Genomic DNA, 19,265 nt, shown 5'->3' on the forward strand with positions numbered 1-19,265 from the left:
ATTACAACAATGATAGAAACATTTGAAGCTTTATTAAAAAACCTTGGAATTGGATATAAATTACTTTTTATTCTTGTTACAATTACATCCGGTTTTTTGCTGTCCAAACTCATTCAATTTTTCATGAGCCGCATGCTGAAAAAAGCTTCAGATCTCTTAAATGTTGATCCAACCAATTACAGTTTTCTAAAAAATGCGGTTAGTTTCCTCATTTTTACAATTGTTGTTATCATTGTTTTTTATTCGATTCCTGAATTGAAAAGTGTTGGTGTAAGTTTAATGGCCAGCGCCGGTATTTTGGCCGCGATTCTTGGATTTGCATCCCAACAAGCTTTTTCAAATATTATCAGTGGCATATTCATTGTTATTTTTAAACCTTTTCGCGTTGGCGATTTCATTAAAATCGGGGAATTACACCACGGCACAGTTGAAGATATTACTTTGCGCCATACCGTAATTAATAATCCTGAAAACAGAAGAGTAATTATCCCCAACTCGGTTATTAGTTCCGAAACAATTTTAAATTCATCAATTACCGATGCAAAAATCTGCTCCTTTCTGGAAATAGGAATCAGTTACTCTTCCAGCATCGACAAAGCGATTGAAATTATACAGAATAAAGCTTTGAACCACCCCAATTTTTATGACAACAGAACAGAGGAAGAAAAGAATGAGAATAAAGATCAGGTAGTTGTAAGGGTTATTAACCTGGGCGATTCGAGTATTACGTTAAGAGCATATGTTTGGGCTGAAGATTCGGCGAAAGCTTTTGTAATGAAATGCGATTTATTAAAATCAATTAAAGAACAATTTGATCAAGAAGGAATTGAAATTCCATTCCCGCATCAAACAGTCTATCTTCGACAAGAAGAACCCTTAAAAATTACTCAGATTTAAAATTGTTTTTTTAGCAGGAAGAATCAAGCATAGTGAGTCAACATGCAATGCCGTTTTTATCACTACTTGATTCCTTGTCACCTGCTCATTACAACCCGCTATTATATAGAATTCTCCGAGCTAAGAATCTCACAATTCAGAAATTCCTTGATTACATTTTCAGTTAATTCACTTTTGAAGGCAAACTCAAACCGGATGTCCATCACATAAGCTTTTAGCCGCATTTTGTAGCAAAGCTTATCGTGTTTAATATCATTCACAAAAATAACAGCGATTGGCTTGGCCAGATACACATATTTTGAAACCTGGGCTACTTCCATAGCTATTTTTCGTACCTGATGTGTATCGATAGTAATTGGCAAATAAATTTCGGCAACTACCTGACAGTTGGTTTCGCCCGAATTCGAATTGGAGATGGACTGATTCATCAGTTCGCCGTTGGGCAAAGTAACAATTGAATCATCAGCAGTTTGAACCCGGGTGGATCGCAAGGACATGTCGAGAACCTCTCCGTAGGTACTTCCTACTTCAATTTTATCACCAATTTTAAACGGACGGTCGATAATGATCACAAAACCTCCAAATATATTCTTTAAAATATCCTGGGCGGCAAAACCTACGGCAACGCCCACCGAAGCACCAAAAGCAATCAAGGATCCCAATGGAGGATTAAATATTCCCTTCACGATAATATAAGAAATGACCATCCAGCAAATAATTTTCACTACCGGAACAATTGCCTTGCCTTTCACTCTTCTATCGGGGCTTTTTTCAGACCAAATCTCGATGGTTCGGGTCAAAAAACGGACAATTAAATATCCGATAACAATAAAAACCAAGGCCCAAAATATCTTCGAAAAAGAAATGATATTTGAAACATCCGGAGCATCGAATTTATTACCAATTGATTTAATAACATTATCGGTTGATGAAACAACTGAATCACCCTTTACAAGCTCAGTATTTACGATAGAATCAGCAATCTGTTTTTGCGGCAGTAAAGTTTGAGTGCCTATAAAAAAGCTTCCGATAAGAAGAAATATGCTTATTATTTTTTTCATCTGTTTACGATTTTCATACAGTTATCAGATGGAACTTAGCCTGATTAAATAGTAATCATGTGTGTGTTAATAATTATTTAATCAGGAATGGTTTCATTTTATCCTGCAATTATTTTCTATTCCTAAATGCTTTTAGTGTATGTAGTTCAAAACAGCCAGATGATCTGCGATCTGTCTGTAAACTAATGGATTTATATGATACACCTCATTTCTTTTAATTAAAATTCCATCGTCGGTAAAGACCATTAAATGAGCGAAACTCTCCTCCTTTTGCCAGGCAAAAATAGCTGCATGTTCCTCGAGCAAAAGTCCTCCATGAAGAACCAATGCATGCAAAGTGGCAATTTGAGATGTGCTTAGTGTGTTAAAAAAAGAATACTCCAGATGCTTGTACTGCAAATGAAAATTATTATCCTCTACACTTACAATCGACCTCATCCAAAAAATAAGTGCCAAGGAAAGATTATTCTGTGCAAACTTGTACAGGCGATTAAAGTAATCAAGCTCCAAATAGGTCTGTTTATCGGCTTCCGACAGTCTCTTAAAAGAACGCTTGGGGTGAAATTCTTCCGGTGGTAAAAACGTAAGCTTAAACCCGCTAAACCTATGCCGTTTAATAATAATCTCGGTTAATTGCTCCTTATTCAAACTATCCAGACTGACAACATATCCAAAATAATCACTCATTTTTAAGGTGTAATCAAGATACTTGTATGTATAAAGCAAACAAGTGCTTAACCAAAAAATCTGAGCATTGGTTTGTGATATCAACCTAAAAAAATCCGATAGATTTTTAAAGCCATGAAGTTTACGCAGAAATAATTGATGCACATTCTCTATTACAACTATTCTTCGTCCTTTCAAATTCTGAATTTCCTCAATTAATCCGTCAATCGAGTTAAATTCCAAATCCGTGAAAACAGTCTGTAAAAACTGAATGAAATCTTCTTCACTGCTAATTTTACGGTTCAGTTCGAACCTGTAAAATGCGTACTGATGTCCAAATTTCTCCTTAAAAACACTTACCATTGAAGTTATTCCACTGCCCGCCTCTCCTACCAAACAAGTGGGAGCAAACTTCCCATTTGTCCAGTTACTATAAGCAATTTCCAGCTGATAAATAACCTTGGGCCTCTCAATTCGAAATTTAGCATTTGCTATGGGTGCAATTTTAAATAAACGCTGATACATCAAAGGCAATCGGGCAATGGAAATTTCCGTCTCGGATAAGTAATTGGATAACTCACTGCCAATGGTTTCCTTTTTTTCAGACAAACCCAAAACTTCGCGGTATGCCGTGTATTTTGATCTGACTTGCTTACTTAAAGCCAGAATTTGTTCCTGAGATTTGCCCAAATTTTCTTTTAAAAAGAACAGGCTATTCGTCAGAACATTTTTAGCATCCCTGATTCTTTTTTTCCGAATCATCTCCGTCTGTTTCTGATCCAGATTATCCAGAGTGGTTGCAGTCGTTAGTTCGGATTTGAAATTGGAATTAATCCTGCGAATTTCATCCAATACATCCCTTGACAGTTCGATATTGTACTGCTTATTTTCTCTTGCTCTCTGCACAGCGCGTTCGATGCCTGCAGCAAACTCTGCAAGCTGATTACTTGTGTTCTCCAGATCTTTGGCATTGTAATATTCCAAGGCATATTCAACAATACCCGCCAATTCGCTTGTGTTTGATAAAGACTGATGAATGCCGTTGACTAAGCTGTTTTTTTGAATTGTTAGAGGACTGGCGATCGCTTCATCAATACATCCAATTACAATATCATCCACATTGGTTTCCCTCAATTTTATTGAGCCTGAATCTTTATGCCAACCCTTTTTATTTGGCAGTAAATAGCTTGACGGTATTTTCTCAAATTCTTTGGAACATTCCAATTTCAAAAGATCAAAATACGGAGCAAAATCCGTTTCCATCAATTTCTCAATATAAGTTGGAATTCTCCCGGCCAGCAATTGTTTCGCCAGTAAATTATCTTCAACATCCTTCAAATCGCTTTTGCTCTGAATCTTTTTTAATGCACCTTCCAAAATACTCACAAAAAAAGAATCGTCGCCAAGCAAAACCTCTTCTAAAGTACTTTTTAATTGAGCTTCGCGCTGATTGAAAATATTTGTGATGAATAAATTTGAAAAACGAATTTCGTAAACAAGCCGCCAATGTTCAAACAAAGCAAATACTCGACTGTTACAATCCGCAAATAATTTCTCCTGCTTCTTTATGCTGCCATCTGCTTTTTTCGCCAGCTTCCCCGATTGAATTTTGCCGGGCGAAAACTCAATAGTTCCTGTTTTCGAATGCAATTCGGCATACAACAAATCCAGAGCCTTTTTCAGTTCTTTAAATTTCAATTCAATTTCAGTCTTTTTGGCATCAATCTGTTGTGTCAGTTCTGTTAACTGAAGAGCAAAATCATTTTCAATCCATTTACTATTTACGAGTAAATTATTTTCTATTTGTTGATCAATTGCCTTAATACTCTGAAAAATATCCTGTCGGAATGAAAGTATATTCTCAACAATCGGATTCACATCATCTAAAAACCGCACAAAATAAATCAGTTCGGCCAATTGCCTCCGGTGAATTTTGTGTTTCCAGTAATTTTTAGGAATTGGCTCCTTTTTAAATAAGGATCGGAATTGATTTCTTACACTAAGTAATCCCCAACTGACCTTAAGAAGAGACAACTTTCCCAGTTTTCTTGTTTTCAAAAAGATTCCATCCGCAGGCAAAGCATAAAACCGGTCCTTATCCTGAAATTCTTCAACCAGCTCTTCAAAACCGGAAATGTATTCTTTAATCTCTGCAAACTGATCGAAAAACTCCGAAACATCAAGTTTATTTAAATCATAAAAATAAGAGTGAACGTATTTCTTAAATTCTTCGCTGTATTTTCGGTAATCGGAATAATTATCAGAAACAGCCTTGTTTTGCTCAATTGAAACAAGCGTTTCCTGTAAAGTAGATATCATGCTCTCCATCGGTTGAAGAGAACTTAGTAATTTTGATGAATAGTTAGTATACATAGCTTATGTGGTAGGTAATTACAATAATTCAAATTACGAAAAATACCCGATATGCCAACACCTGTATGATTCAAGAAATTTACCCAAGAATTTTAAGCACAAACCTGCCCCGGGCGAAAAGAACTTCTTTTTCCCATCTTTTTGTTTGGTGGACTTATTACCCTGAGAAAAACGTCAACCTTTTGCCTGGATGACCTTTTTGCCGCGCATATAAGCCATTTTTTTGTCTGGACGGCTTATTTCCCTGAGAAATACGACAACTTTTTGTTTGGACGACCTTTTTGCCACGCATATAAGCCATTTTTTTGTCTGGACGGCTTATTTCCCTGAGAAATACGACAACTTTTTGCCTGGACAACCTTTTTGCCGCGCATATAAGCCATTTTTTTGTCTGGATGGCTTATTTCCCTGAGAAATACGACAACTTTTTGTTTGGACGACCTTTTTGCCACGCAAATGAGCCATCTTTTTGTCTGGACAAAAAAAGCCAGGCTGAAAAGCCTGACCGTTCTCTTTTATTCTGATCATTTTTTGAACACACTTTTTCGGTTTTGTTCATCTTTTGCAATTACAAAAATCCATTTAAATTTTTACAAAATTAAATTTATAGATTGCCTGTTCCTTATACCCACTTCTGCTAACAGTTAAAATAATACGTGTTACTCCATCAGAGGAGGTATTTGAATCAACATCAACAGATACCCCCGAACATGAACTTTTTGCTGAAACAAAAGGCGTTTCTTTTGTAGTTGACAGTACTGAATATTCTATTACACAGTGTTTGGTGGATTCTGTGATTTGGCTTCCTGTAACAGCAATATTCCTGGAATCTTCTAATTTTAACAGCAGATTGTCATCAATGCTGTATGTAATGTCATTTACACTTATGGTTGTGATTCCAAGCACACTGAAATCAGCTTTTGAAATTTCATTCTCATCTTTATCACACGAGCAAATGGCAATTGTAACAAAAAGCAATACCAAATATTTTAAAGTCTTCATTATTGAATGTTTTATGTAAAAAATAAAGTCTGCAAATATAAAAAAAAGCAACAATACATAATTAAGTTTGATGTCCTATTTTATTTTTTCATGACAAACTGTAAATCATTATTCAATTCCCGTGTTTTCAATTCCGTCTGCGGTTGATGGTATGCTGTCGTGCTCTATTTTAATCGTATTATTTTTGTTGTTTTAAAATCATATTCACCAATTTCTTTTTTATCAATCCTAAATTGTCTGGAATCAAGATATTGCTCAATAAATGGCAGATCGGGCGCATAATAAAAGGCACCACTTATTTTAAGCGATTTTAATATTTCCAAATATTTTTTTGCATACTCAATATAGTTTCCATCTTCTCTTAAATTATGGTGCTTAAAATGATTGGAAAATCCAAGATTACTGATTATTGCTCCCCACTTTTCTATTCCATAATCATATTCCAGCCAATCAAAATTGAAAAAATTATTACTTGTGAAAGAAAACCGGTCGATACCATATGTGTCGATGCCATTCTCACACAAGTAATTGACTAAATTCCCTTGTTTTCCACAACCTATATCCAAAACCGGCTCTTTTAATTGTGTCCTTTCAATTTGCAGAATCTCAATTTGCAAATCAGGACTGTATTCTGAACAGACAACAGGTTCAACTTTTGAACCGGCATTCAAATAAATTTTTTCGGCAAATGAATTGCTGTTTTTAATCCAGTCTTTTAGCCTTTTGTAATGATTTTTTGAAATACTTTCTGTAGAAATCATTCCGGTCCGGATATCTGCAAATAAACAGGTATAAATATTTCTCAGCTCATTTTTTGATTTTGTATCAAATGAATAGTATTGGTTTACCCTACAAAACTCTTCAATGGCTTTATCAGCGGCATAATCGACTAAAAACTTTTCGGAATCTCTGTTTAATTCATTTATGTTCGAAATTGCATTAATTGTTTCGTTAATAAAGCGAAACATTTCAGGCTTATCAAGGAAGATATTTTTCCCTTGATTAAACTCTATCTGTTTATCGATACTTTCAATAAATTTATCCATTTAATACGGGGCTTGTTGTATGTGGCATAACATTTTGTATAAGTATAACAGCAGATTGCATGGCACTTCCCTACCAAACCGAGGTGCAGTTTGAGCGGGCTTCGAAGCTTGAAATCAGCATTTTTTCTGCCATTGCTTATACAAAATATTGTGTGTAGTTTTTACAATCCTAAACGTTCAAGTTCATCTTTCAAATTTACTCCCTTTAACAGAGGAATTGATTTAAAACCAAGTCTGTTTGCTGCATCAACATTCTCCTGATTATCATCAATAAATAATGATTCATTCGCGGTTAATCCATATCGGGTAAGTAACAATTGATATATCCGTGCATCAGGTTTTATAAGTTTCTCAGTTCCTGAAACTACTATACCTTCTAATTCCTTAAAAAAAGGATATTGATCAAATGCTATTGGAAATGTTTCAGCCGACCAATTCGTGAGCCCAAATAAGCGGTATTTATCTTTCAAATCCTTTATTAGAGCTGCATTTTCTTCGATTGCTCCTCCAATCATTTTTTCCCAATCAGAATAATAATTCCTAATCTCTTTTTCGTATTGAGGGAATTTTTTTACTAATTCTTCAGTTGCTTCATCTAACGAGCGACCTGCATCTTGTTGGATATTCCATTCGGTACTGCAAACTTCCTTTAAAAAGTATTCCATTTCTACTTCATCCTGAAATACATTGCGATAAAGGTATCTCGGATTCCAATCAATCAATACACCTCCAAAATCAAATATTATATTTTTTATTTCCATGTGTTTATAATTTGTTTTTAAGTTGTCATATAGCCTGTCCCGAACTTGTTTCGGAAGAACTTTCCATGCTGGAACAATCATTTCGTCATGGAGTTTCATACCGTTCTAAATTATAATTACAGCGCAAAGGTAAGGGCTGCTAAATTTAAGAAATTGTATATTTTAAACAGGTTAAAATAATTTAAAGTTATAATTGATGATTTTGCTTTCCCTATCAGCCAATTTTATTAATGCTTGATAATCTGACGGTGTTTGGTTTACGAACATTTTAAATTCACGAATGAAGTGTGCCTGATCGAAATATCCTGAATTTGCTCCTATTGAGGTCAAATTATCCTTACTGTCAATCAAACTGCAAAGCGATTTGCGAAATTTAATCAGCCGCTCAAATTTCTTAGGAGTGATTCCAACAATTTGGGTAAAACTTCTGTTGAGTGTTGTGTAATTTGTTCCTGTTCTTTTGCAATAATCTTCAATAAAACATGCCTCATCATTCCACCTGAATTGTTTGTAAAAATCCATTATTTGAAAAACTGCATCACATGATTTTTCGCAATATAAATCACGTAACAGTTCGCAAACCTTGTCAATTAATACAGTATCCGAATCACTAATAGAACAATTAAGAATGTCCTTTATTCCTTTTGTTTCAAGAGGGTAATAAATTGAACGATCAATTAGCCTTTTTCCTTGAATCTGAATAAAAGGATATAAACCAAAGGCAAAAAATCTTACTCCAATTATTTTAGTCCCGGCGGGATAAACTAATACTGTGTTTTTAGTAGAAATACCTTCTATTTGCGAGACTTCAATTGATATTTCATCTCGTTTGTATGTAGAATTGTTCAGTGTAAAAATTAAGTTAACGTACTGGTTTGGTGGAATCATTAATTCCACTTCTGTTTCCTTATTCTCTGCAACCCAAATTCTTTCAATCAAATCTGGAAATAGTTCAGCTTTGTATGTTTTTATAGTAAGCAATTCGTTTTTTTTTAATTGCAAACAAGCTGTTGTGTGCTCGTGCTTTTCTAATTTTCCAAAAAAAATTTCAATTCATCACCCGTTGCAGATGGAGTAAACTCAGTTGTATGTCTATACTACAACAAACATAGTCACCCAATTATTGATTTAAATACTCTTCTGTGGTTTGAACTGTTGAATAAAAATAATTTAATGCTGATAAAAAACTATTCTGAACATCATTAGCTTCAACAACTTTTCCATTGTATTCTAAATCTTTTGTTGCACAAGCATCACCAATAACAGAAATATTAAATCCAAAATCTTTTGCGGCTCTTGTTGTTGCATCAACGCACATATGGGTCATCATACCGCATATTACCAAATCCGTTATTTGTGTTTCTTCAAGATATTGCATCAGGTCTGTTTCTCTAAAACTATTTGGATAATGTTTAACTACTATCTTCTCACGTTTTAAAGGACTGATTGTCTGATGAATTTCTGCTCCTTTTGTATTTGGTAAAAAGAATGATGCATCAGGTCGTGTTGCAATGTGCTGAATAAAAATTACGGGTAATGCCTCTGCTCTAAATTTGTCTAAAAGAAGTTTTGCTTTCCGGCAGGCTTTATCCGAATGAACAAGAGTCATTGTTCCATTTTCAAAATAATCATTCTGAATATCTATTATAATCAGTGCATTTTTCATTTTTATCCATTTTACTTTTAAATACTATGTGTCTGAGTATTGTATGCCACGCAACATAAATGTTAAGTATCGTTGAGAATTTTATTTTTCAGGCATATTGTTCATTCGTTCGTTTCGTTTTTCTAATAATGGTTAACGGATGGCGCTATGTAACGTATGCGCCTTAGGTGATTGATGGTTTAAATTTTATAAAAAGGAAAGGTAGCTATTTTAGGATTACATTTAACTATAACTATTCTAAAATAGCTGTATTGCCGTTGCTCATCAAAAGTACAAACCCCTCGCAAACCAGATACCTGCCTACGTTATATGAGCGCGTTTTAGCGAAAGTACTTTATCGTTCATTGTCAAAATTCACTAAGCTAATTGAATCCTTGTTAATTAAATATTCTTGCCATTTTCCACTCAAAGCGTTAATATTACAGTTAATTGAAATTCTAAGTTGTCCAAACTCATAAATTACTCTTCTATCTCTATAGTCATAAATTGAACCGCTAGTTTCTCTCCATTGACTAATCACTTTTTCGCCTTCTACATTTGTGTAAATTGAAACGTCTTGCCAAATTGGATAAGAACTTGAAGTTGTCAGCATTAATGACCAGAGTCCAATTAAAAAATAAGGAATTGCTATTAATCCCATAATTCCAAGATTCACCTTCTTAAGAGCTTTATTGTCTATTTCTCGTATCTGTCTGTAAAGTCCAAAGAAAATTATTAGAATTAAAGTCATCACCAGAAAAACAGCAATTCTATCAATTGTTGAGTTTGAAAAATCAAAAGGATTCCCAACAAACAAGGATGAGATTAAAAAAACAAATCCAATTAAAATCAGAACGACCTTTTTCATTACCTATTTATTCTATTAGTGACTTTCATCGTATTTTCGCAAACTTCAAGATAAAACTATGGGCTTTATTTCGTTTATCGATCCATATGGTGCAGTAATGAACACTTATGATATTCAGTATACGAATCTACAAAAACAACATCGTTTAGCAAACGAAACAATAAAGAAATAAAAGACAAGAAGAAATAAAAGACAAGAAGAAATAAAAAACAGACCAAGCTATCAGCCTGGTCTGTGGGAATAAAAAAGGGTGGCATCAGCCACCCTCCTTAGATTATCAGCGAACAACCATGAGTCGTTTCGTTACTATAAATTGATCCGTTTGAATGGATATAAAATAAGTTCCGGTAACCAGATCCTGAATATTAATTCTGTATTTTTCATGAGGCTGTATGGTTTTCACTACCTGCCCACGACTATTCAAGATTAAGATTTTAATCACATCGGCATCGGGTAAATCGATACTCACAAAATCGCGTGATGGATTCGGATAAATCTTAACGATTTTCTCAAAAATCTCTTTCAATCCTGTTGGTTGACTTACAGTAAAAAACTGAAATTCTTCGGCGGACTCAATATTAGCGTTTCCATCCTGATGAGCCCGAACTTTAAATTCGCCTGGTAAAGTTGGTGTAAGTATAGATCCATTAAGTTCACCATTACCTTGCAACAGCTCGAAAGCAACCGTTAATCCTTCCGAAGAAACGGCACTCAATTGAATTGGCTCTCCAACAACTACAAGGCCTTCAATAGGCTCGAAGGTTATCGTCTGACTTGCTTTTTCAACAGTAAACGTTCTGCTTACTGATTCTGCAGCTTCGTAGTTCTCATTACCTGCCTGCACCGCTTTTACAACAACTGCTCCGGCTCCGGTAAGTATCAGTTCTTTTCCGGATAGGGTTGCCGGGCCTGATACCAGTTCGAAATTGACTTCCAATCCCGATGAAGCACTTGCTACCAATTCGAAAGCAGGATCACCAAAGGTTTTATCTGCAAGAGCAACAAAAGTAATGGTTTGATTTTCTTTACTTCCAGCAACTGTAAACGTTCTGCTTACCGATTCTGCCACTTCGTAGTTCTCATTACCTGCCTGCACTGCTTTTACAACAACTGTTCCAGCTCCCATAAGTGTCAGTTCTTTTCCAGATAAGGTTGCCGGACCTGAAATCAGTTCAAAACTGACTTCCAATCCCGATGATGCACTTGCTACCAATTCGAAAGCTGGATCACCGTAGGTTTTGTCTGTCAATTCCGCGAAAGCGATATCCTGAGAAGCCTTATTTACGGTAAACGTTCTGCTTACCGATTCTGCTGCCTCGTAGTTCTCATTACCTGCCTGCACCGCTTTTACAACAACTGTTCCGGCTCCGGTAAGTGTCAGTTCTTTTCCGGATAAGGTTGCCGGCCCTGATACCAGTTCGAAGCTTACTTCCAATCCTGATGATGCACTTGCCTGCAATTCAAAAGCAGCATCACCGTAGGTTTTGTCTGTCAATTCCGCGAAAGCGATATCCTGAGAAGCCTTATTTACGATAAACGTTCTGCTTACTGCTTCTGCCGCTTCGTAGTTCTCATCACCTGCCTGCACTACTTTTACAACAACTGTTCCAGCTCCCGTAAGTGTCAGTTCTTTTCCGGATAAGGTTGCCGGGCCTGAAACCAATTCGAAATTGACTTCCAGTCCTGATGATGCACTTGCTACTAATTCGAAAGCAGCATCACCGTAAGTTTTGTCAGCCAAATCAGCGAATGTAATATTTTGCGATTTTTTACTGATTTTGTCTGAACGTAATTTTAATCGCAGCAATATAGGATGATGGTCGGAAATGCTAACATTCTCCTCACTTGTATTGTTGGTCAAAACCTGATATTCATCGTACAATTCATTCGAAATCGTAATGTGGTCGATATTGGTACTTGAAGTTATTACATGATCGAAATAATCTTTGGTTTCGAACCATGATGCATAAGGAGATGCAGCCCCGCTGGTCATACTTCCTTCTAAATAATCGTTGTAATCACCCAGAATCACCAAATTGTCGTTGGAATAGTTCGCATTCAACTCATTCATTAAAAATTTAGCATCAGCCAATTTTCGGGAGTGACTATCCTGACAACACTTGGCGTGAATGTTCACCAACTTGATATTCTCTTTCTGTCCGTCGATGAAAACCTCTGCTTCGAATAGATATGGCAAACGTCCCGAAGCCCAAAAACTGGAAGCATCGCCTGTGTACCCATCAATGGAAGCGGTAGATGTATCGGGGTATAAATCAGAAAACATCGAGAAATCGCCTAAATTACTTACAGTTGTTTGGTTGTAGATGTAACAAATGCGCTGAGCCGGATAGTCTGTACTTGGAGCTGAATCGTCGTGAGAATATCTTGCACCCATACTGGCCGCATACAAATCTTCTCCCGCCAAAACATTCAACTTATCGACCAAAGCCTGCAGAAAATCACCATTTACATTATCGGAGACCAATTCCTGAATGGCATAAATATCGGCATCCAATTCAATAATTTTCTCTGAAACAGCAGTCAACTGCTCATCGAACGAAGATGCATGTTTCGACATTGCAGGAGAGCCAAACCACTCTACATTCCACGATACAATATCAAGGGTTTTATCTCTACCCAAAGTTGAAGCGTCAGCAATTTCGGTTGATGCCAAAGAGCTTACAGGAACCTCAAGCGATTCGGCAGCTTTTGCTTTGTGAGTAATCGTTCCTGAAGAGCCGTTAATCACAGCTGTTTTGGGTGCAAAGCGAACCGTAATAAGTACTGGTGAAACTTCTGATTTATCAACACTCACCTTTGATTCATAAGTAATCCCATCTAAAGAAATTTCATAATTATCGCTGACCTGAATGCTGATATCTCCCTCTATTTTATCAAAATTTAATTCATACAACATCGGCTCACTAACAGCTCCAACTTCAGTAAACGGAAATTCCAGATCAGCAATAAGATTGCTTCCAAAACTTCCAGTTAATGGAATTTTATTCCCTTCAACCACCACATCGTCTACCTGATAGGTTGTAGTAACAGAACTGCCGTTGCCGGTATATTTAAAAGCGATATGGGCAGTTCCTTCGTATGCAGACAAATCGATATCGCCCGATTCAACAAAGTCGGCTCCGTAAGCCGCATTATTTCTTTCATCAATTGTTGCCGCCAATTTCTGCCATGTGGCTGCACTTACATCGCCACCATCATAATCGGTAGAAATAAACACCTCTAATGCAAGTCCTTTAAAATAACCATTCTTGGTTTTAAAATTCAGTTTCTCATTGTTGTAAGCATCCAAATCCAATTCAGGAGAAATTAACCACGAAGTCACTTCACCGGTAGCTTTGTAGGCCGACATTTGCATGTATTTATTACTTGAAAATTCTGTTATTGCCCAATTTCTGTCTCCAATTTCCGATTTTAAGATCCAATTGCTGTGCGTATCCGTTTCAAAATCCTCTTGTAAAAATGCAAGAGGAACCAATGCAGGATCTCCCTCTACAGCCGATACAGCTATCGATTTAGAATTTGTGCCGCTTGTAATTTGAAGATCTCCTGACACTTTTGCTGAAACAGCCGATTCAGGAACAAATTTCACAGATATAGTGGTCTCTGCAATAATTCCATCTGCCACGGTCAAAGCCAAAGAAGAAGAAAAGTTGTTGCCGTCTTTGGATATCAAAAAGTGCTGTGGTGATGTTATGCTTGCATTTTCGCTTAATGAATTTGCCGAAACTGTGAAGGTCTGAACGACCGACTCTTCACCAAATTTAACCATACCGAAATCGGCCAATGTTCCTGTAATTTTAATTTTAGCTGGCTCTGTACCAATTCCACCATTCCAAGTTTGCACCTTAGCTTCACCAAAAATGTACTGCACCAATTCAGGATGATCAACAAACGGATTTCTATTGTGCTGATACCCATAAATCACATTGTTTCTTCTTACTTCATACGGATCAACAGGATCTTCCTCGTGCCATTTCAATAAATCGGACAGCTTTCCGTGACGGGCTGCCGATTCAGTTTCCTTGCACTGATCATCAACGGTCATATCCCAACGGGTTGCCATGTAGAAAATCATACGGGCAACATCACCTCTTGCCGATTTAGGAGGAGTATATCCCGGAGCCTCATCGGCAAAATCACGACTGCCACGCACACTGTTCTCCTGAGCATCGGTAGCTCTTAAATGGTGACCATCGGTACCTGGCCCATCTGAAGTTCCAAAATCGCCATGCGACTTAGCCCAGGTGTGTTCTCTGTTCCATCCTGTAATACCCGATACATGTGCTGTTTTTGCAATTCCCTGTTCAACATACATCTGCCAAACTTGCGAAGCATCTTTCGGATTCTGATCTCCATCTTCACACATGTTCCAAACGGTGCTGTACGATTGAGCTTCTGCTCCGGTCTCAATTATGGTATGAATATGCTCACGCAATGCAGTTCCGTTAAATCCAACAGCACTGCTGTAATAATCGGCCGGAATTTTCACACTTCCCATATGATGACTTGGACTTACTGTCTGTACATATTCTTTTGGTGTTAGGTTCACTACAATACTTCCATCTCCATTGGTTTCCGGAGCCAAATAAACGTAGTTAGCCAAAATGCTTCCGGTGTTTCCATCATTATCAGCAATACTAATTGAAGCACTAACATTTGTTCCCAACTGAATTCCTGCAGAAGGATTCGAAATGGAAACTGTCATGCTCTCGGTGCCCTCAACATCGGCATCATCAACAATGGTAAGACTTGCACTTGCCGTGCTTTCGCCTGCTGCAAATGTGAATTGTGCTGCTGACAGCGTATAATCTCCTGTAGTAATTCCAGTTCCTGAAATTGTTACATCAAGAGTCTGGCTTTCGCTTACGGCCTTACTTGCGGCAGCCGTTAACGTAATTACTGTTTGGTCGGCTTCGCTGGCTGATACTGCAGATAAAGCCAAATTAACTGTTACAGCGGTACCGGCACCGCCATTTGATTTTCCGGGAGTTGGAATCCCTGCAACAAAAGCTGTGGTGTTTCTCGCTCCGCCTTCTCCATCGCTTGCCCGGTATATCGAATGATTCGCCATATCGCCCGAAGCATTCTCATTTATCTGTTCGCCTGCTGTTATACCTGCCAACAATCCAGCATCATCGGCATCGTCGGTATCATAAACTACAAAATCGACTACATTCTCTGTTGTTACAACTGTATTGTTTGGAAAATTTGCTGCCGGTGCTTTATACAAAGCAACTGCATCGGCACCGTTCTGAAGGGAAAAACCTGACGGAGACAAATTAACATTTTCGACCTCAGTACTTCCAATGACAAAAAAACCTTGTGCATTTGTAGTTTGCCCGGCCAGATCGTAAGTTGCATAAGACAAATCATTGCTTCCATTGTATAAAACCAAAATGTATCCATCCAAAGAAGTATTTCCAACTCCTCCATCGTACAGTTCAACAAATTCCTTTGTATCTGTGCTAACCTGATCGCAATCCAGTTCATTAATCAATAAATTTGAAACTACAGGAATTTCCAGATTTACTGTCACCTCGTATGTCTGGTTTGAACCATCTTCGGCAGTTACCGTGTAAGTCACTGTATTTGTAAAATCCTGAGATGCACCACTTGCCGGCAAAACAGATGCCTTATCGGAGATTTTAATTACCGGGCTAAGGGCTGTTACATTCGTTGATTCCGGTAAGGTAACACCAATTGTGTGTGCCCCTTCGTTAAGGATTCCGGCTTTGCCATCAATTAAAAATGATGTTATGGCCTTTGCTGAACTCTGAACTGGAGCACTTCCATAGGCAGTCCATTCTATATCATCTATTAAAGTACGTTCGGTTGTTTTAAACTTAAAGGTAAAGTCGCCGTCTACATTTATTTCTTTTGTATAAACTGCAACATCACTGCTTTCTGCGCTAATGCTTTCTATTAAGATATCATTAATGTAAATAGAAATTTGAGAGTTACTTGAAAAAGCTTTTTTGTACTTAAAACTTAAATTTCCTATTCCTTTGGCAATGGATGATGAAGTTAAAATTCCACCTTTCGGAAATCCGTTCTTTCCATTTGATCCAATTAAAGGGGTGATGCCGGTAATGCCTGCACCTTTTGCTCCTACATCCAAACTCCATTTAATCCCATTAACCCCAATCCAATCAGGAATGGTATTAGAGTAAGCAGTTGATGAATATGGATAAGTATCAAAATTTTCCAATCCTTGCCCAAAACTGACTTGAGCAGACATCATAAATAAAGTAAGTAATGTCACCAGACACCACCTCTTACACGTGTAAAATGAAAACATAGGCTTAGTAGTAAATAAAAAATAGTTTGAAATAAACTTTTCAAGAAGCGTATACAAAATGGTTGTTTTGAGCATCAAAAATATACAAAATATCAAATAACCGAACATATCAATGTTAAGTTTATGTATCCTTTTGATTAACATTCATTTTTCACATACGAACTATCAGTCAATACATAAGATCCTAATGCTCATCACACAAAAAGAGCTTTACATCTCTTATATTAAAAGAACAATATAATTTTTGATGTATTTGTGACTTTAGATAATAGAAACGGCGTTTACGCCACAGATAGAAGACTAATTTTTGTTTGGCGGGCTTATCCTGATGCCAATCAAAAAAGAAGTTCTTGCTGCACCCCTATACAAATCTTCAACACTGATTGGACTTAGCAGATTTCAAAGCTAAATTAATACGATCGGGCAGTATACTTATTTGCTTCTGTTATCTTTGTATCTGAAAAATTAAAACCGATACATGAAGAACAAATTGACACTTGACAGATTTCAGGGTAAAGGATGGTATGAATTCATGATTAAGAATTTATGGAGGTATCCAAACAGATTGCTGGCACTAAAAGCGGCAACTGCCATGAGTATTCTGCTGATTCCATTTGTTGTTACCGGTTCTGCAAATATGGGTTTCACCCTTGCTTTGGGTGCACTGGCCGGTGCTCTTTCCGAAACCGATGATCATCCCAAAGGACGTGTGAAAACACTGATTCTTACCCTGATAAGCTTTATTATATCGAGTTTATCGGTGGAATTACTGCTGCCTTACCCAATTCTGTTTGGCATTGGTTTAATTGGTTCTACAATTACATTTATTGTTTTGGGCGGACTGGGTGAGCGGTACAGAGGGGTTACATTCGGAGCTTTGCTCGTTGCCATTTATACTATGTTAGGTGCTGATATTTCACCAAATTGGTACTGGCAACCCTTGCTTTTGCCTGCAGGTGCCTTGTGTTATGGAATCCTTTCTCTTATTTTACTAGTTCTCCGTCCTAACAGACTATTGGAAGAGCAATTGGCCCAGGGATTCGAGGATCTGAGCTTGTACATGAAGGAAAAAGCGCGGCTTTTCCCAAGTGATTCCAAATCGCAGGAAAAAATACGAGGCCGGTTGGCTACCTTAAATATTCAGTTCATCAACTCGCTGGAAAGGTGCAAAAATGTACTCAACTCTTATTCCGATGCTATCGATGATCCGAATGAACTACGCCCTTACCTGCACAAATTTGTACTCTTGCAAAGTTTACACGAAAGAGCCTCTTCAAGTCACGAACGATACGATCTGTTAAGTGATGAACCCGATAATCTCGAAGTTCTGGAAGGACTGGGGCAGTTGCTATTGCAATTATCTCTTGCGTGCCATGAAGTTTCGAAAAGCTTATTAATGGGAACAAGCTATCATCATCCGGTTTCGCTAAAATGGACCATTTCGGCCATGAAAAATAAAATCAAACAGCAAAACCCAACAGCAAAAAGCACCAATCTTAGCTTACTTCTTCAGAACCTTACGCAATCTCATCTTTCATTGCAAAGCATGAATTTCTATGTGGATTCTGGATTGCTTCCTAAAGTAGACCGAGACAGCAAAAGTTTATGGCAAAAGCTGCGCGAACAATTGAATTGGTCGCACCCACGCTTTCGGTATGCCATTCGCCTGAGCACCTGTTTTTTAATTGGCTACCTTCTTATTCTGGGTTTTAATCTGGAAAAAGGATACTGGATTTTATTAACCAGCTTATTTGTTTGTCAGCCTAGTTACAGTGAAACCCGAAAACGCCTGTTTCAAAGAATTGTCGGCACTTTAAGCGGCGTAGTAGCTGGTGTGTTATTTGTACAAATACTTCCTACTCTTGCCGGACAGGTAATTTTGCTGCTGGTAGCTGCTTATGCATTTTTTGTATGGCTGCGAAAAAACTATGCTTTAGCGGTTGTATTTGTAACCATTTTTGTAATAGCGGCTTTTAATCTGATTGCAGGAAAAGGGATTGTTGTTATGGGAGCAAGAGTAATGGATACAATTATTGGAGCCATTTTGGCAATACTTGTCGTTCGTTTTATGTGGCCCGATTGGCAATACAAACGTCTTCCCAATTTACTTTCAACCGCCCTGGAAAAAAACCGAAACTATTTCACTTTCATTTTACAGGAATACAAAGAATCGAATGAAGATGATTTAAATTATCGAATTGCAAGGTATCGTGCTCATCAGGCCGATAATGCACTTGCGTTATCGTGGCGGGGAATGAAACTGGAACCCAAAAAGCACCAGAAGTTTCAAAAACACGCCTTTGCCTTAACGTATCTCAATCATGCATTGCTTTCCTATTTATCAGCCTTAGGATCGCACCGTGACACAAAAAATTACATTGGCGATGATCAATGGGAAATGTTTAGAAATGTAGAAACTGAACTTGGCAAAGCTGTTACAGGTATGCAAAAGCTGGAAGCCTGCAATCCAACCCAAAGTCTTAAAAAATTTATTGATGATTTGGGACACAAAATCATCGAAATTGAGCGGGGGACAGAACGTCAGAAATTGGTTTTACTATACAATATTGCTGAAGTTACAGAGCAGTTGTTAGAGGAAGCATCAAAAATATTTGAAGAGTAAATTA

The 19,265-nt window shown here is 37.3% G+C and carries 12 protein-coding genes; 2 read left to right on the forward strand and 10 right to left on the reverse strand.

Going from position 1 to position 19,265, the window contains the following annotated elements; translation table 11 throughout:
• Positions 1-9 precede the first annotated feature (9 nt).
• The gene (locus ACKU4N_RS14825) at positions 10-897 is read left to right on the forward strand and encodes a mechanosensitive ion channel family protein (protein ID WP_321317599.1); all 888 of its coding nucleotides are present in this window, start codon (positions 10-12) and stop codon (positions 895-897) included.
• A 101-nt stretch (positions 898-998) separates the two neighbouring features.
• On the opposite strand, the gene ACKU4N_RS14830 is transcribed toward ACKU4N_RS14825, so the two are convergent.
• The 10 genes from ACKU4N_RS14830 to ACKU4N_RS14875 all read right to left on the reverse strand — a co-directional run bounded on the left by ACKU4N_RS14830 (position 999) and on the right by ACKU4N_RS14875 (position 16,581).
• On the reverse strand, positions 999-1,958 hold the full coding sequence (locus ACKU4N_RS14830; protein WP_321317601.1) for a mechanosensitive ion channel family protein: 960 nt from the start codon (positions 1,956-1,958) through the stop codon (positions 999-1,001).
• A 132-nt stretch (positions 1,959-2,090) separates the two neighbouring features.
• Entirely contained in the window at positions 2,091-4,997 is a 2,907-nt protein-coding gene (locus ACKU4N_RS14835) for a hypothetical protein (protein WP_321317604.1), read from the reverse strand.
• Between the two features lie 400 nt (positions 4,998-5,397).
• Entirely contained in the window at positions 5,398-5,556 is a 159-nt protein-coding gene (locus ACKU4N_RS14840; RefSeq protein WP_321317605.1) for a hypothetical protein, read from the reverse strand.
• A 23-nt stretch (positions 5,557-5,579) separates the two neighbouring features.
• On the reverse strand, positions 5,580-5,999 hold the full coding sequence (locus ACKU4N_RS14845) for a hypothetical protein (RefSeq protein ID WP_321317607.1): 420 nt from the start codon (positions 5,997-5,999) through the stop codon (positions 5,580-5,582).
• A 164-nt stretch (positions 6,000-6,163) separates the two neighbouring features.
• Positions 6,164-7,045, reverse strand: coding sequence for a class I SAM-dependent methyltransferase (locus ACKU4N_RS14850; protein ID WP_321317609.1), 882 nt, complete (start codon positions 7,043-7,045; stop codon positions 6,164-6,166).
• 161 nt (positions 7,046-7,206) lie between these two features.
• On the reverse strand, positions 7,207-7,905 hold the full coding sequence (locus ACKU4N_RS14855; protein ID WP_321317610.1) for an HAD family hydrolase: 699 nt from the start codon (positions 7,903-7,905) through the stop codon (positions 7,207-7,209).
• A gap of 72 nt (positions 7,906-7,977) precedes the next feature.
• Positions 7,978-8,787, reverse strand: a complete 810-nt coding sequence (locus tag ACKU4N_RS14860) for a helix-turn-helix domain-containing protein (RefSeq protein ID WP_321317612.1) — start codon at positions 8,785-8,787, stop codon at positions 7,978-7,980.
• A 139-nt stretch (positions 8,788-8,926) separates the two neighbouring features.
• Positions 8,927-9,472: a cysteine hydrolase family protein gene (locus ACKU4N_RS14865; protein WP_321317614.1), complete on the reverse strand. Its 546-nt coding sequence runs from the start codon at positions 9,470-9,472 to the stop codon at positions 8,927-8,929.
• 334 nt (positions 9,473-9,806) lie between these two features.
• Positions 9,807-10,319: a hypothetical protein gene (locus ACKU4N_RS14870; RefSeq protein ID WP_321317615.1), complete on the reverse strand. Its 513-nt coding sequence runs from the start codon at positions 10,317-10,319 to the stop codon at positions 9,807-9,809.
• A gap of 277 nt (positions 10,320-10,596) precedes the next feature.
• A complete protein-coding gene (locus ACKU4N_RS14875) occupies positions 10,597-16,581 on the reverse strand; it encodes an endonuclease (RefSeq protein ID WP_321317617.1) in 5,985 nt (1,994 codons plus the stop codon).
• A 535-nt stretch (positions 16,582-17,116) separates the two neighbouring features.
• Between ACKU4N_RS14875 and yccS the strand changes: the two genes are divergently transcribed.
• Entirely contained in the window at positions 17,117-19,261 is a 2,145-nt protein-coding gene (yccS, locus tag ACKU4N_RS14880; protein ID WP_321317619.1) for a YccS family putative transporter, read from the forward strand.
• Positions 19,262-19,265 lie beyond the last annotated feature (4 nt).

Origin of the sequence: Labilibaculum sp. (assembly GCF_963664555.1) — a bacterium.
Lineage (GTDB): Bacteria > Bacteroidota > Bacteroidia > Bacteroidales > Marinifilaceae > Labilibaculum.

Bases quoted from the DNA above. Each gene is read 5' to 3' on its own strand.
- ACKU4N_RS14840 (WP_321317605.1), bottom strand. From the start codon at position 5,556: ATGAACAAAACCGAAAAAGTGTGTTCAAAAAATGATCAGAATAAAAGA.
- ACKU4N_RS14850 (WP_321317609.1), bottom strand. From the start codon at position 7,045: ATGGATAAATTTATTGAAAGTATCGATAAACAGATAGAGTTTAATCAA.
- yccS (WP_321317619.1), top strand. From the start codon at position 17,117: ATGAAGAACAAATTGACACTTGACAGATTTCAGGGTAAAGGATGGTAT.
- ACKU4N_RS14870 (WP_321317615.1), bottom strand. From the start codon at position 10,319: ATGAAAAAGGTCGTTCTGATTTTAATTGGATTTGTTTTTTTAATCTCA.
- ACKU4N_RS14830 (WP_321317601.1), bottom strand. From the start codon at position 1,958: ATGAAAAAAATAATAAGCATATTTCTTCTTATCGGAAGCTTTTTTATA.
- ACKU4N_RS14825 (WP_321317599.1), top strand. From the start codon at position 10: ATGATAGAAACATTTGAAGCTTTATTAAAAAACCTTGGAATTGGATAT.
- ACKU4N_RS14875 (WP_321317617.1), bottom strand. From the start codon at position 16,581: ATGATGTCTGCTCAAGTCAGTTTTGGGCAAGGATTGGAAAATTTTGAT.
- ACKU4N_RS14845 (WP_321317607.1), bottom strand. From the start codon at position 5,999: ATGAAGACTTTAAAATATTTGGTATTGCTTTTTGTTACAATTGCCATT.
- ACKU4N_RS14865 (WP_321317614.1), bottom strand. From the start codon at position 9,472: ATGAAAAATGCACTGATTATAATAGATATTCAGAATGATTATTTTGAA.
- ACKU4N_RS14855 (WP_321317610.1), bottom strand. From the start codon at position 7,905: ATGAAACTCCATGACGAAATGATTGTTCCAGCATGGAAAGTTCTTCCG.
- ACKU4N_RS14835 (WP_321317604.1), bottom strand. From the start codon at position 4,997: ATGTATACTAACTATTCATCAAAATTACTAAGTTCTCTTCAACCGATG.